Raw genomic sequence first — 12,606 nt, 5'->3', positions numbered from 1 at the left:
GGGTGTCGAGCGGAACTTAAGCGGGGGCGGCCCGTTCCGCCGGTGAGCTCCGATGCCCGTGCGGGGGACCGGGGGCAGGTGTAGACCGACCACGCCCCGCCCCACTCCCATGGACCCCAGCGCGGACCTCACCAGCCGGTTCCTCCAGCTCGCCTGCGGCAACTGGATCACCCAGATGCTGCATGTGGCCGCCGAGCTGGCGATCGCCGACCATCTGGCGGCCGCCGGCCCCGAAGGCCTGACGGCCGAGGAGCTCGCCGCCCGCTGCGGCGCCGACGGCGAGTCCCTGTTCCGGCTGCTGCGGGGTCTGGCCAGCCTGGGCGTGTTCGCCGAGAGCGGGAGCCAGCCGCGCCGCTACGTGCTCACCCCCCTGGCGGAGCTGCTGCGCAGCGACCACCCCGGCTCCCTGCGCCAGTTCGTGCGGATGCTCGGCGGCGAGCACTACGACGCCTGGACCGACCTGCTCCACAGCGTCCGCAGCGGCGAGAGCGCCTTCCGCCACCGCTTCGGCGCACCCGTCTTCGCCTGGTACGGCCACAACCCCGGGCGCGGTGCCATCTTCGATGGCGCCATGACCGACTTCTCCCGCGTCGAGACCGAGGGACTGCTGGCCACCTGGGACTTCAGCGACGCCCGCCATCTGATCGACGTGGGCGGCGGCCGCGGCCAGCTGCTGCAGACCCTGCTGCGCCACCACGGCCATCTGCGCGGCACCCTCTTCGACCAGCCGGCGGTGGTGGCGCCGGTGGCGGTGCCGCCGGAGCTGGAGGGGCGCTTCAGCGTCGCCGGCGGCGATTTCTTCGCCGGCGTGCCGGCCGGCGGCGACACCTACCTGCTCAAGCACATCCTCCACGACTGGGGCGATGACGCCTGCCTGACGATCCTGGGCCACATCCGCGCCGGCCTGGCCCCCGGCGGCCGGCTGCTGATCCTCGAGCAGGTGATTCCCCCGGGCAACGGTCCGGCCCCGGGCAAGCTGCTCGATCTCAACATGCTGGTGATGACCGAGGGCGGCCGGGAGCGCACCCCCACGGAGTACGGCCAGCTGCTGGAGCGCGCCGGCCTGCGCCTGGCGGGGATCCACCCGACCCCGTCACCGGTCGCGGTGGTGGAGGCGGTGGCGGCCTGAGCGCGGCCCCCGCGTCACACCAGCAGCCCGACCACCAGGGCGATGGCCCCGCCGATGGGACCGAAGAAGAAGACGCTGGTCATCGCCGCGGCCAGTTCGCGGTCGTGGCGGGTGTAGAGCTGCAGCACCAGCACGTAGCTGATGCCGGTGCTGAGCAGGAAACCCGCCAGGCCGAACAGCAGCCCCCGCCCCAGCCGTTTCCAGGTCATGTCCGGGCACTCTCCTGTCCCTGGAGTGTGCCAGAGGCCTGCCTCGCCCTAGCGTCAGGGCCAACCGCAACCGCTGGACCGGTGACCCTCGCCATCGCCCTGCTCACGGTCTCCGACACCCGCACCCTGGCCGACGACCCCTCGGGCGATGCCCTGCAGCAGCGGCTGGAGGCGGCTGGCCATCGGCTGCTGGAGCGCACCCTGGTGCCCGATGACCGCTACCGCATCCGGGCCGAGCTGAGCCGCTGGATCGCCGACCCCGCCGTGCAGGTGGTGATCAGCTCCGGCGGCACCGGCCTCACCGGCCGCGACGGCACCCCCGAGGCCGTGGCGCCCCTGCTCGACAAGACGATCGAAGGCTTCGGCGAACTGTTCCGGGTGCTCTCCTTCGAGACGATCGGCACCAGCACCCTGCAAAGCCGCGCCCTGGCCGGTGTGGCCAACGGCACAGTGGTGTTCGTACTGCCCGGCTCCCTCGATGCGGTCTGCACCGCCTGGGACCGGCTGATCCGCGCCCAGCTCGACACCGCCACCCGCCCCTGCAACCTGGTGCAGCTGCTGCCGCGGCTCCGCGAGCCGGCCGATCAGGCGCCGTGAGGGTCCGCCCCCGGTGGCACGGCGCGGCGCGTGCCTGGTGGCTGGGGGCCCTGGCCCTGCTGCTGGCCGTCGGCTTTTCTCTGGCGCCGGCGCCGATCTCAGCCGCCCCGGCGACCGTCGGCGACGGCGCGGGCCCGCCGGCGGCGCCCCCGGCCGGGAGCGGAGGGATGGTGGCGGCCGGCAGTTTCGAGCTGGCCAAGGTGAGGATCCTCGGCATTCCCGCCCTCACCGTGGCCTCTCCGGTGGTGGGGCAACGGGACGGAGATCCCGACGCCCAACGCCGAGCCGAGGTGATCGAAGGCAACCTCCGCCTGCTCTACGACCCGAAGCCGCTCTGCAGCGAGAGCGAGCAGATCGCCGAGTGGCTCCTGCTGCGGGTGCTGGGGGGAACGGGGGGCCTGCGAGCAGCCCCCGCTCCAGGCGGTCCCGCCCAGCGCCCCCGACCAGCTGGTGGTCCAGCGCCGGCAGTTGCCAACGGGGGATGTGGTGCTGGAGGCCAGGGTGCCGGAGCGATCCCAACCGCTGCCGCTGCTGACGATCACCCCAGCCGATGCGAGCCTCAACGGCACGAGCGCCTGGGCCCTTGGGGAACGCTGGCAGCAACGGCTGCAGAGCCGCCTGCGCCATGCCCGCCGGGTGATGCGGCCGGCCGACCTGCGCCGCCGCTGGCAGGTCACCGTCCTGGTGGAACTGGTGCTGGTCCTGTTCGTCGCCGCCACCGTCTGGCTCTGGCGCCAGAACCGCCGACGCGGCGCCACGCTCCAGGCCCGTCGTGACCCGGCGCCGGACCGGGCCCTGGACCAGCGGCTGCTCCTGCACCAGGCCCTCGGGCTGGTGCTGCTGATGGCGTTACTGCTGCAGCTGATGGCCATGCTGGCCCTGGGGGTGATGGCCGTCCCGGGCAAGGTGCCCCTCGGCCTGCAGCTGCTGCTGCAGCCGGTTCACTCCCTCCTCAAGGTGCTGGTGGTGGGGCTGGTCGCCCTGCTGGTGCGCTCCCTGGCCACCTTTCTGCTGCACCAGTGGGCCGACGGGGCCAGGGTGCCGGTGGAGGAGCAGGCGCGGCGGGAGCAGCGCCACCGCAGCCTGCTGCGGGTGAGCCACCGCCTCATCGATCTGGCCTGTCTCCTGGTGGCGGCGGGCTGGATCCTGATCGACATTCCCGGCATCCGCGCCGCCTCCTCCTCCCTGCTGCTGGCCGGTGGCGCCCTCCTCGGCGGCCTGGCCCTGGTGTTCCAGGGGCTGCTGCGGGACTTCGTCGCCGGCCTCGCCGTGCTGATCGAAGACCGCTACGCCATCGGCGACTGGGTGGAGATCGACGGCCTCGAGGGCGACGTGGTGGATGTGGGGGTGCTCAGCACCCAGCTGCGCTGCCTCGACCACCGGATGGCCGTGGTCCAGAACAGCGCCTTCGACCGGGTGGTGAACCACACCAAGCTGCGCTCCGGCGAGGAGGTGAAGCTGCTGCTCTCCCACCGCTGCAGCGCCATCGACCAGGCCCTGGCGGTGGTGGCCGAGGAGCTCGCCGCCTTCCACGCCGACCCCGCCTGGGGGCCAAGGCTGCTGACGCCCCCCCTGCTGCGGGGCGTCAGCGCCACCGGCCCGCTGGGCATCACCGTGAGCATGCTGCTGACCACCGTGGCCGGCGAGCAGTGGGCCTGCTCCCGCGAGCTGCAGGGGCGTCTGGTGGCCCGCTTCCAGCGGGAGGGGATCCCCCTGGCCGATGGCCTGGAGCTGGCCGGGACGGCGCGCGTACGCTGAGCCGTCCGGGGGAACGTTCATGGCTGCAGCGACGCCGGACCACGAGACGTTCATCCGCCAGGCGATCGACCTGTCCCGCAAAGCGGCCCTGGAGTACGGCACCGGCGGGGCCTTCGGGGCGGTGATCGTCAGGGATGGGGTGGTCATCTCCCAGGGGATGAACCGCGTCGTGGCCAGCCACGACCCCACCTGGCACGGCGAGATGGAGGCGATCCGGCTGGCCTGCATCACCCTGCAGAGCTTCAAGCTGCCCGGCTGCATCCTCTACACCTCCGCCGAACCCTGCCCGATGTGCATGGCCACCTGCTACTGGGCCGGCATTGAGGAGGTGGTCTACGCCGCCACGGTGGAGGACGCCCTCGCATACGGCGACTTCGACGACCGCCCGATCTACGAGCAGCTGGCCCTGCCCAAGGAGCAACGCTCGATCCGGCTCACCCAGATCCTGAGGGAGGAGGCGGTGGAGGTCTGGAAGGAGTACCAGGCCCTGCCCGACCGGGTCCGCTACTGACGTCCACCGGCGACGGGCGATCAGGCCGCGGCGGCGCTCAGCCACTGGTGGCGGGCATGGCCGTCCCAGTCGCCTGCGCCGGCCTGGCGGTACCCCCCGCGCTCGGCCGGGTTGAGGAGGCTCCGCCGCTCCGGACTGTCCATCCAGCCCAGGAAATCGGCCAGGGTGGCGAAGGTGAGCGCCGACTCGTAGAGCAGCTCGCCGTTGTCGGCCTGGCCCAGGGGGAGGGGCAGACTCTCCTCGACGAAGCCCGGATAGCCGCGGGCCGCGGTCCGCAGCCGTTCCTCCAGCTCCAGGAAGCCGGTTCGGGCCGCCGGCGCGACGCGATGCAGAAACCGGTAGTGGAAGGGTGGGCCCTGGGTGTCGGGAGCGGATCGCGTCAGAGGCATCGCAGAGGCTTCGCAGCGGCGCCGGGGGGCTCACCTTGCGTCATTCTCCGGAGGCGTGCCACGCGGGCTCCTGGTTCAACCAGTCGCTGACGGCGGATACCACCTCCATGTCCGTATGGCCGACGCCCATGATCGCCAGGTGATCACGCGGCTCGAGCCGGATCAGGTGACGGAGCCGCGGCCCCAGCAGGTCCACGAAGGACGCCACCGTGGTGGCCGCCAGCCGGCTGCCGAAGCCGACGATGGAGGTGAGGTTGAACAGGCGCGAGTTCCCGACGATGCAGAAGCTTTCCGACCGTGACGGCAACACCCGGATCCAGCGGTTCAGCAGCTTCTGCAGAAATGGCAGTGGCACGGCGTCCTCCAGGTCCGCCATCACCGGGTCGAGCAGCAGGGTGGGCTGGTTGTGGAGGGACTGGTGGTCGAGGGGCTCCGAGGAGAGGGCGGCAATGAGCCGTCCGGCCTGATCGGCGCCGATGCAATCGGCCAGGGCTCGCCGCAGGGCCTCGAGCTCCAGATCGCTGAGCAGCTCCAGCAGGGCAAGGTACTTGCAGCCGAGGCTGTGGCCGATCCAGGTGAACGGTTTCCAATCGACGTAGGGGTCGGGCGCATGGCCGAGGCGGGTGGCCAGCTCGGCGAGCTCCCGGCGCAGTTCGTCCTGATAGGCGACCAGGCTGAGGGCGATGGACCAGTGGCGGAAGGAGAAGCGGAACGGCAGGGCCACCACCGTGTATCCCTCGGCATGGAGCAGGGACAGGAACCTTCGGTAGAAGACGGTGGGGAAGGTGCCGAAGAAGGCACCGCCGATGAAGACGACCACACCCCTGGGCCGGGGATGAAGGGCAGCCCAGCAGAAATGCAGCGGCTGAAAATGCAATGGCTGAACGGTAAGGGACATCGGCAGTGCGCGATGGTCGATGGGCGATGTTCTACGACCATGCGACAGGAAGACAAACGTCCTCCGTTGCAGGTCTTCTGCATCGTCGTGACAGGTCCGAGTCACCTCGAAGACACAACCGTGAGATCGATCCATTGCATGCAGGAACTGTCACCTCGGCTCGGACTATTGAGGAAAAGCGTCCACAGGCAGGCCCTCCTACGGGGCCCATCGTCATCGCCGGGATTGAGACGTTCCGGTGTTGTTCGTTTCGGTTTTGTGTGATCTTCCCTGCCTGCGATTGATCTCCATCATCGAGCACCCCATGGCCATCATCTCCACCTTCGAACTGCTTGCCAAACCGCAGCTTCCGAGCGGCATCCCAGGACCGATCGCCAGCCTCAGCCGCAATGTGATCATCGGCTACTTCCTGACGATTTCCAATACGAGCCTCACCGATCTGCCGCTCTCCGTGGTGTTCACCGCCCGCACCAATTCCGGCTCCGGGCTGGAAGGCAGCATTTCATTCCTTGACACGTCCGGCACCAACATTGCCAGTGCGCTCGAGCCAACGTCGACGGCCAACAAGTTCCGCTTTCCCCCCTGAGTCTGCCCGCGTCGGCCACCGCCCAGCTCCTGGTGCAGCCGACACCCGACAAGGTCGAGAGCCTGGATTATGAAGTCCTGGGCTACGTGGAACTCTCACTCTCCTCGCTGTCGGGCTCCCTCACGAACATCCCCCTGCAGGTGAGTGCGGAGCAGCGCGGCACCTTCTTCGCCGATCTCAAGGGCGCCACCCTGGCCGACAAGGCTCTGGATCAGGTGGCCTGGGCGCTGCCGGTGCCCGACGGGGGGCGCGTCCTGCTCAGCAGCACCTTAGCCGGCGCCGCAGGCGGCCCCTCAGGCCGCCTGCAACCAGCGACGGCGCGCCCGGTCGCTGAGGTCCTCGCCGACCAGGGTGAGCAGGGCGTAGGCCGCCACCAGCGCCAGCAGCTGGTCCCAGGCGAAGGAGCTGAGGCTCTCCAGCAACTGGCTGCCCAACCCGGTCGCCCCCACCAGGCCCACCACCACCGATTCCCGCAGGATCACATCGGCCCGGTAGGCGCCGTAGGCCAGGTAGGGCCGGGCCAGGGCACTGAAGCGGCCATAGAGCAGGGCCAGCCGCGGCCCGCTGCCGCCGCAGGCCAGGGCCTCCTCAGCGGCTGGATCGGTGGCGTCGACACTCTCCAGCAGCAGCCGGCCCAGCACCCCCAGGTTGTGGAAGCCCAGGGCCAGGGCGGCGGTGATCACCCCCGGCTCCAGCACGAACAGCAGCAGCAGGGCCGTCAGCGGCGGCGGCCACAGGCGCCCCAGGGCCCACAGCAGCCGCAGCCCCTGCCGCGCCCAGCCCACCGGCGCCACCACCAGCAGCAGCAGCGGCGCCAGCCCCACCGCCAGGCTGGCCGCCAGGGCGGTGAGCAGCAGGGTGCCCCCCACCAGCCGGGGCCAGGGCAGGGCCCAGGTGGCGGCCCAGTCGCCGGCCCCCAGGCCCGGCAGAGGCTGCCAGCGGAGCAGGGCCGCCGGATCCACCCCCAGGGCCCGGCCCACCACGACGCAGAGGGGCAGCAGGGCCACCAGGGCCAGCAGCATCTCGCGGCTGCGCTCGCCCACCCCCCGCCGGGCCAGCACGAACCGGCCGGGCACCAGCCAGCGGCGCCGCAGCAGGCTGATGCCCGCCTCCAGGGCCAGCATCACCGCCAGCAGCAGCCAGAGGCCGCTCCAGAGTTCATGGAACGCCAGCGACTGCAGCGTCAGCTTGAGGTCGGTGCCCAGGCCCCCGAGGCCGAACACCCCCAGCAGGGTGGCGCTGCGCAGGGCGCACTCCAGCCGGTAGCCGCCGTAGCTGAGCACCCCGGGCAGCAGGGCCGGCCCCAGGGCCGTGAGCAGGGCCGCCGGGGCCGGGGCCCCCGCCGCCCGCAGGGCCTCCAGGCCCGTGGTGGGCAGGGCATCGAGCAGGTCGGAGAGCACCCGGGCCACCAGGGCCCCGAAGGGCAGGGCGATCGCCAGCACCGCCACCGCCGGCTGCAGCCCCACCAGCTGGAGCAGCAGCAGGCCCCAGATCAGCTCATGGATCGCCCGGGGCAGGGCCAGCAGGCGGCGGATCAGTTCCGCCGGCACGCCGCTGCCCGTCAGGGTGCGCCACACGGTGCGGGAGCTGGCCGCCCCCAGCAGCAGGCCGAGCACCAGGCTGCCGGCCCAGCCGAGCAGGGCCATGCCGGCCGTCACCCCCAGCCCCTTCAGCAGCGACGTCAGCACCACGGGATCCAGGGAGGGCGTCACCGCCGCCACCAGGAAGCCGCCGATCAGCTCCCAGCCGCCCCCGTGCACCAGCGGCGGCAGCAGCACGGCCAGGGGCGCCAGCACCAGGGCGGGCAGCAGCATCAGCAGCGGCGGCGCCGGTTTCAAGGGGCCACGCCGGGCGGTGTGCCCCCGTAAAGGTCCGCCAGCAGGGCCTCGCTGACCTGCGCCACCGGCCCGTCGAACAGCACCCGGCCGTCCTTGAGGCCCACGGCCCGATCGAAGCCGGCGAGCAGGTCGGGGCGGTGCAGGCTCAGCAGCAGGGCCCGGGGGGCCACGGCCTGGGCCAGCAGCAGGGCCAGGAGCTCGCCGGCCAGGCGCGGATCGAGGCTGGCCAGGGGTTCATCCGCCAGCAGCAGGGTGGGCTCCTGGCGCAGCAGCCGGGCCATCGCCACCCGCTGGCGCTGGCCGCCGGAGAGGGCCGTCACCGGCTGCTCCAGCAGGGCCGGATCCAGATCCATCGCCCGCAGGGCCGCCGCGCAGGCCTCGGTGTCGAGCGGCAGCAGCAGGTTGAGCAGGGCCCGGGGCCAGCCCCAGCGGGCCAGGCGGGCGGCGTTGAGGTTCTGCTGGACGGTCAGCTCCTCGATCAGGCGCAGGTCCTGCCAGAGGGTGCCGATGCGGGCCTGCTGGCGCCGCCGGCCGCGGCGGGAGCGGGCGGGGGGCTGGCCCTCCCAGAGCACCGTGCCCGCCGCCGGCACCAGCAGGCCGTTGGCCACCGCGATCAATGTGCTCTTGCCGGCACCGCTGGCCCCCAGCAGCGCCACCCGCTCGCCGGGGGCCAGGCTCAGGTCGACGTCCTCCAGCCGGGGCCGCCCGCGGCCGCTGACACGGACGCCCCGCAGCGCGAGCACGGCGGTGGCGGGACCGGCGGCCATGGGGGGGCGAACAGCGCGAACGTCGGGACCAGATTGCCAGCCATCCGGCCCGGCCCCCGGGCTCGTCAGGCCGGGGGGAGCCCCAGCAGAATCTGCCCATCGCCCCCCCATCCCGCCCCCGCGGCCACCGATGACAACCTCCAGCGGATCCAGGTCCTCCCTCCTCGATGGCATCGCCCGGGTGCTCCTGTGCCTGGTGTTCCTGCACGCGGTGATCGGCAAGCTGACCGGCTTCGCCGGAGTGGCCGGGATGATCGCCGGCCGGGGCATCCCCCTGGCGCCGGTGCTCCTGGCGGCGGCCGTGGCGCTGATGGCCGTGGGGTCGGTGCTGGTGATCAGCGGCATCCGGGCACGGCTCGGGGCGATCCTGCTGCTGCTGTTCCTGGTGCCCACCACCCTGCTGTTCCACAGCGATGTGGCCGACCCCCAGGAGCGGATCGCGCTGCTCAAGAACCTCTCGATCATGGGGGGCCTGCTGCTGGTGGCCGAACGGCGCCCCTGAACGGGCCAAACCGCGACCCCACGCGACGCCGTGGCCAGGCTGGGCGAGCATGGCCGGGCGGCCTCCTGCCCCTGCCGCCCGGTCCGAATCCATGCTCTTTACGTCCCCCCGCTCCTACATCCTTCTGTCGGTGGCGGCGGCGGTGGCCACCATCGTGCTCAAGACCGCGGCCTGGAGGCTCACCGGCTCGGTGGGCCTGCTCTCGGATGCGATGGAATCCGGGGTGAACCTGGTGGCGGCCCTGGGGGCCTTCTGGGCCCTCAGCCTGGCGGCCAAGCCCGCCGACCGCACCCACCACTACGGCCATTTCAAGGCCGAGTACTTCTCCAGCGGCCTGGAGAGCGTGCTGATCGTGCTGGCGGCCCTGGCAATCATCCACGCCGCCGTGGGGCGGCTGCAGCAGCCGGAACCGCTGGAGCAGCTGGGGCTGGGCATGGCCCTCTCCCTGGTGGCCACGCTGCTCAACGGCGTGGTGGCCTGGTTGCTGCTGCGGGCCTCCCGCCACTTCCACTCGATCACCCTGCGGGCCGACGCCCACCATCTGTTCACCGACGTCTGGACCTCCGCCGGCGTGCTGCTGGGGATCGGCCTGGTGAAGCTCACCGGGCTGACGATCCTCGACCCGCTGATCGCGATCGCGGTGGCGCTCAACATCGCCCTCACCGGCTGGAATCTGCTGCGGGAGACGGCCACCGGCCTGCTCGACCGCTCGCTCCCCATCGACGAACAGGAGAAGCTGGAGGCGCTGCTGGCCTCCCATGCATCGCAGGAAATCCGCTTCCATGCCCTGCGCACCCGGGTGGCGGGTTCGCGCCGCTTCGTCGCCCTGCACGTGCTGGTGCCGGGCCGCTGGACCGTGCAGGCCGGCCATGACCTCTGCGAGCGGCTGGAGCAGGAGATCGCCGTCGCCCTGCCCCGCAGCGATGTGCTGACCCACCTCGAGCCGATCGAGGACCCCAGGGCCTGGGATGACCAGGGGTTCCGCTGGGAGGAGGGCTGAGCCCCATACGATCCAGCCAGCCGTCCCACCGCCGCCCCGTCCCCATGGCCACCGTCCTGATCACCGGCACCAACCGCGGCATCGGCCTGGAGTACTGCCGCCAGCTCCAGGCCAGGGGCGACACGGTGGTGGCGGTCTGCCGCACCCCGTCTCCCGAGCTGGAGAGCCTGGGGGTGCGCATCGAGGCGGGGATCGACCTCACCGAGGCGTCCGCCATCGCCGCCCTGGTGAAGCGGCTGGGCGGCCTGAGCCTCGATGCCCTGATCCTCAACGCCGGGATCCTGGAATCCACCAGCCTCGGGGCCCTCGATGCCGAGAGCCTGCGGCGCCAGTTCGAGGTGAACGCCATCGCCCCCCTGCGGCTCACACGCGCCCTGCTGGGCCATTTGGGCGAGGGCGCCAAGGTGATCCTGATGACGAGCCGCATGGGCTCGATCGATGACAACGGCTCCGGCGGCTCCTATGGCTACCGGATGTCGAAGGTGGCGCTCAACATGGCCGGCCGGTCGCTGGCCATCGACCTTCGCCCCCGCGGCATCGCCGTGGCCCTGCTCCATCCCGGCCTGGTGAGCACCCGCATGACGGGCTTCAGCGCCCAGGGCATCACGCCGGAGGCGTCCGTGCGCGGCCTGCTGGCCCGCATCGACGCCCTGACCCTAGAGACGAGCGGCACGTTCTGGCACGCCAACGGCCAGGTGCTGCCCTGGTAGGTGAGCCGTGGAAACCGGATCAGCCGACCGCAGGCGGATCAGGTGCCAGCCCTCTCGCCCTCACACTGACGGGGCACGTCGTAGTGGAGTTCGGCAAAGGCCCCACCCAGGGCCTGCACCGATGTGAGCCTCAGGGGCGGGAAGGCGATCCGCCGGGGGAGGAGCGGCAATCCCTGGCCCAGGGTCACGGAGGCCACCTGAATGATCAGCTCATCCAGCAGGCCGGCATCGAAGAACTGACCGGCCAGTTCGCCCCCACCGGCCATCCAGATGTTCTTCCCCATCGCAGCGGCGACCATCTGCTGGTGCACAGGCGTGACAGCACCCTCCACGAAGTGCAGATCCGCGTTGGGGACGGAGGCAAGCTTGCGGCTCGTGAAAATCCACGTGGGCTGGGTGTAGAGCCAGGGCTTTTCTTCCGGCGTTCCAGCTTTGATGTAATGATCCACCAGCCACTGATAGGTGGCTGAACCCATGGCAATCGCCCCAACTTCAGCCAGGAAGTTCTTATAGCCTGGACCTTCCGCTTCACCGAACTGAAGTAACCAGTCCAGGGAGTTATCCGTGGTTGCGATGAATCCATCCAGGCTGGATGCGGCGTAATACTGAGTTTTCACTGGGAGGCTGACGCGGTTGGTGATCGTGGTCAACGCCGAGGTCAAGGGAGCATGATCTCATCGGTTGCTTTCCACTACAGGCTGCTGGCTTTGAACGGATGAGCGCAAGATACGAAGCGCCATATGCGCCGCAGATCAGCACCTTGACAGCGGCTTCAGCAAGCAGAAAAACCCCTTCAGCCGGCCTCTCCCTCGCTAGGTTGAGCATAGCCCATTTTAAACGAACTGACGATGGTTTTAGCCAACAAGGCCAACAGCTCCCCTGAGGATATTGGTGCCAACCTGACTCCAGATGAGATCAAAGATTCCCTTGGCGTACTCACAGGCTGGGATCTGGTCGATGGCCATCACTTACACAAAGCCTGGACCTTTCAGGACTTCAGCTCAGCCCTCGACTGGGTGAGTCACGCTGGCGCCATCTGTGAGAAACAGGGCCACCATGCCGATTTCAAGCTGGGCTGGGGTTATGCGGAAGCGATAACCTACACCCACCAGTCTGAAGGACTCACCCGAGCTGATATCGCTCTAGCAACAGAACTTGATTCCATCGAAGGTGTTGATATGAGCTGAGGGGAATGCCTTCCCCATGACCCAGCCGATTGATCCACGTGCCAACAGCTTGTGATAAAGAGTGCCGGGGGCTGGATCATCTACGCCCGCCTGGATGACCTTCCTCTAAAGGGTGCTGCACTGACGCCACATGGCCTCTGGGGACACTGCAATGCTGTGGCTCAATGGCTGGGTGAGAGCTTCTTCTGTGGTGGACGTGGCAAGCGGGGCATTGGCAAAGCTGTGATCGCACTGCAACAGCGCCTTGGGTTAGGGTTGGATCAATGATTGTGTCCTGGCTCATGGCCATTCCCATGGCCGTGAGGTGCGCATTCCTCGTCACAAAAGCCTCCTCACCGAGGCTGTGCTTCTCGAGCAGATGGCGGAACGCCGGGATCCAGGCCTCATCCGGGATACGCTCGCTGATCAAGCTGATGCCAGCAAAGCGCCGCATGGTGGGCATCTCAATCACTGATCTTCCATCGAAGGATCGCTGAGGAAGTACCCACTGGTGAATCGAATGGACTCGCGACAGGGTCTCCCTCA

Annotated in this window: 15 protein-coding genes and 1 pseudogene; 9 read left to right on the top strand and 7 right to left on the bottom strand. The window is 70.0% G+C overall.

Annotation, left to right across the window (positions count from 1 at the left end):
• The first annotated feature begins 109 nt into the window (after nt 1–109).
• Nucleotides 110–1,129, top strand: a complete 1,020-nt coding sequence (locus CYAGR_RS12310; protein ID WP_015110156.1) for a methyltransferase — start codon at nt 110–112, stop codon at nt 1,127–1,129.
• 14 nt (nt 1,130–1,143) lie between these two features.
• Here the strand turns inward: CYAGR_RS12310 and CYAGR_RS12305 are convergent, their stop codons facing one another.
• Entirely contained in the window at nt 1,144–1,338 is a 195-nt protein-coding gene (locus tag CYAGR_RS12305) for a hypothetical protein (RefSeq protein ID WP_015110155.1), read from the bottom strand.
• An 81-nt stretch (nt 1,339–1,419) separates the two neighbouring features.
• Between CYAGR_RS12305 and moaB the strand changes: the two genes are divergently transcribed.
• The 3 genes from moaB (at nt 1,420) to CYAGR_RS12290 (ending at nt 4,204) form a co-directional block, all read left to right on the top strand.
• Nucleotides 1,420–1,935: a molybdenum cofactor biosynthesis protein B gene (gene moaB / locus CYAGR_RS12300; RefSeq protein WP_015110154.1), complete on the top strand. Its 516-nt coding sequence runs from the start codon at nt 1,420–1,422 to the stop codon at nt 1,933–1,935.
• Between the two features lie 450 nt (nt 1,936–2,385).
• Nucleotides 2,386–3,693, top strand: a complete 1,308-nt coding sequence (locus CYAGR_RS12295) for a mechanosensitive ion channel family protein (protein WP_156818467.1) — start codon at nt 2,386–2,388, stop codon at nt 3,691–3,693.
• A gap of 19 nt (nt 3,694–3,712) precedes the next feature.
• Nucleotides 3,713–4,204 (top strand): nucleoside deaminase, encoded by a 492-nt coding sequence (locus CYAGR_RS12290; RefSeq protein WP_015110153.1) that lies wholly within the window; start codon nt 3,713–3,715, stop codon nt 4,202–4,204.
• A gap of 20 nt (nt 4,205–4,224) precedes the next feature.
• Here CYAGR_RS12290 and CYAGR_RS12285 read toward each other — a convergent pair whose 3' ends face one another.
• A complete protein-coding gene (locus tag CYAGR_RS12285) occupies nt 4,225–4,593 on the bottom strand; it encodes a putative antibiotic biosynthesis monooxygenase (RefSeq protein WP_015110152.1) in 369 nt (122 codons plus the stop codon).
• Between the two features lie 40 nt (nt 4,594–4,633).
• Nucleotides 4,634–5,413, bottom strand: a complete 780-nt coding sequence (locus tag CYAGR_RS12280; RefSeq protein ID WP_172637180.1) for a DUF1350 family protein — start codon at nt 5,411–5,413, stop codon at nt 4,634–4,636.
• Between the two features lie 382 nt (nt 5,414–5,795).
• Between CYAGR_RS12280 and CYAGR_RS16610 the strand changes: the two genes are divergently transcribed.
• Nucleotides 5,796–6,077 carry a hypothetical protein gene (locus tag CYAGR_RS16610; protein ID WP_156818466.1) on the top strand — a complete coding sequence of 94 codons (282 nt, stop codon included), beginning with the start codon at nt 5,796–5,798 and terminating at the stop codon, nt 6,075–6,077.
• Nucleotides 6,078–6,370: 293 nt separating this feature from the next.
• On the opposite strand, the gene CYAGR_RS12270 is transcribed toward CYAGR_RS16610, so the two are convergent.
• Both CYAGR_RS12270 and CYAGR_RS12265 read right to left on the bottom strand, forming a co-directional pair.
• Nucleotides 6,371–7,915, bottom strand: coding sequence for an ABC transporter permease family protein (locus tag CYAGR_RS12270; protein WP_015110150.1), 1,545 nt, complete (start codon nt 7,913–7,915; stop codon nt 6,371–6,373).
• A complete protein-coding gene (locus tag CYAGR_RS12265; RefSeq protein ID WP_015110149.1) occupies nt 7,912–8,682 on the bottom strand; it encodes an ATP-binding cassette domain-containing protein in 771 nt (256 codons plus the stop codon). The genes CYAGR_RS12270 and CYAGR_RS12265 overlap by 4 nt, the downstream gene beginning before the upstream one ends.
• A 130-nt stretch (nt 8,683–8,812) precedes the next feature.
• Between CYAGR_RS12265 and CYAGR_RS12260 the strand changes: the two genes are divergently transcribed.
• The 3 genes from CYAGR_RS12260 to CYAGR_RS12250 all read left to right on the top strand — a co-directional run bounded on the left by CYAGR_RS12260 (nt 8,813) and on the right by CYAGR_RS12250 (nt 10,894).
• Entirely contained in the window at nt 8,813–9,184 is a 372-nt protein-coding gene (locus CYAGR_RS12260) for a DoxX family protein (RefSeq protein ID WP_015110148.1), read from the top strand.
• A 91-nt stretch (nt 9,185–9,275) separates the two neighbouring features.
• Nucleotides 9,276–10,184 carry a cation diffusion facilitator family transporter gene (locus CYAGR_RS12255; protein ID WP_015110147.1) on the top strand — a complete coding sequence of 303 codons (909 nt, stop codon included), beginning with the start codon at nt 9,276–9,278 and terminating at the stop codon, nt 10,182–10,184.
• A 44-nt stretch (nt 10,185–10,228) separates the two neighbouring features.
• Nucleotides 10,229–10,894 carry an SDR family oxidoreductase gene (locus tag CYAGR_RS12250; RefSeq protein WP_015110146.1) on the top strand — a complete coding sequence of 222 codons (666 nt, stop codon included), beginning with the start codon at nt 10,229–10,231 and terminating at the stop codon, nt 10,892–10,894.
• Between the two features lie 38 nt (nt 10,895–10,932).
• Here the strand turns inward: CYAGR_RS12250 and CYAGR_RS12245 are convergent, their stop codons facing one another.
• The gene (locus tag CYAGR_RS12245) at nt 10,933–11,544 is read right to left on the bottom strand and encodes a dihydrofolate reductase family protein (protein ID WP_015110145.1); all 612 of its coding nucleotides are present in this window, start codon (nt 11,542–11,544) and stop codon (nt 10,933–10,935) included.
• Nucleotides 11,545–11,742: 198 nt separating this feature from the next.
• Here CYAGR_RS12245 and CYAGR_RS17355 point away from each other — a divergent pair, with 198 nt between their 5' ends.
• Nucleotides 11,743–12,081 (top strand): 4a-hydroxytetrahydrobiopterin dehydratase, encoded by a 339-nt coding sequence (locus CYAGR_RS17355; RefSeq protein ID WP_015110144.1) that lies wholly within the window; start codon nt 11,743–11,745, stop codon nt 12,079–12,081.
• Nucleotides 12,082–12,331: 250 nt separating this feature from the next.
• On the opposite strand, the pseudogene CYAGR_RS19630 reads toward CYAGR_RS17355, so the two are convergent.
• Nucleotides 12,332–12,598 (bottom strand): annotated as a pseudogene (locus CYAGR_RS19630) (transposase); the annotation flags it as partial.
• Between the last annotated feature and the right edge of the window lie 8 nt (nt 12,599–12,606).

Origin of the sequence: Cyanobium gracile PCC 6307 (assembly GCF_000316515.1) — a bacterium.
Classification (GTDB): Bacteria; Cyanobacteriota; Cyanobacteriia; order PCC-6307; family Cyanobiaceae; genus Cyanobium; species Cyanobium gracile.
The sequence above is the reverse complement of the archived record's forward strand: the minus strand, read 5'-3'. Positions and strand labels throughout refer to the sequence as shown.

Excerpts from the sequence above, each read along its gene's own strand:
- CYAGR_RS12255 (WP_015110147.1), top strand. The coding sequence starts at position 9,276 with ATGCTCTTTACGTCCCCCCGCTCCTACATCCTTCTGTCGGTGGCGGCG.
- CYAGR_RS12290 (WP_015110153.1), top strand. The coding sequence starts at position 3,713 with ATGGCTGCAGCGACGCCGGACCACGAGACGTTCATCCGCCAGGCGATC.
- CYAGR_RS12305 (WP_015110155.1), bottom strand. The coding sequence starts at position 1,338 with ATGACCTGGAAACGGCTGGGGCGGGGGCTGCTGTTCGGCCTGGCGGGT.
- CYAGR_RS12250 (WP_015110146.1), top strand. The coding sequence starts at position 10,229 with ATGGCCACCGTCCTGATCACCGGCACCAACCGCGGCATCGGCCTGGAG.
- CYAGR_RS12265 (WP_015110149.1), bottom strand. The coding sequence starts at position 8,682 with ATGGCCGCCGGTCCCGCCACCGCCGTGCTCGCGCTGCGGGGCGTCCGT.
- CYAGR_RS16610 (WP_156818466.1), top strand. The coding sequence starts at position 5,796 with ATGGCCATCATCTCCACCTTCGAACTGCTTGCCAAACCGCAGCTTCCG.
- CYAGR_RS17355 (WP_015110144.1), top strand. The coding sequence starts at position 11,743 with ATGGTTTTAGCCAACAAGGCCAACAGCTCCCCTGAGGATATTGGTGCC.
- CYAGR_RS12285 (WP_015110152.1), bottom strand. The coding sequence starts at position 4,593 with ATGCCTCTGACGCGATCCGCTCCCGACACCCAGGGCCCACCCTTCCAC.
- CYAGR_RS12310 (WP_015110156.1), top strand. The coding sequence starts at position 110 with ATGGACCCCAGCGCGGACCTCACCAGCCGGTTCCTCCAGCTCGCCTGC.
- CYAGR_RS12260 (WP_015110148.1), top strand. The coding sequence starts at position 8,813 with ATGACAACCTCCAGCGGATCCAGGTCCTCCCTCCTCGATGGCATCGCC.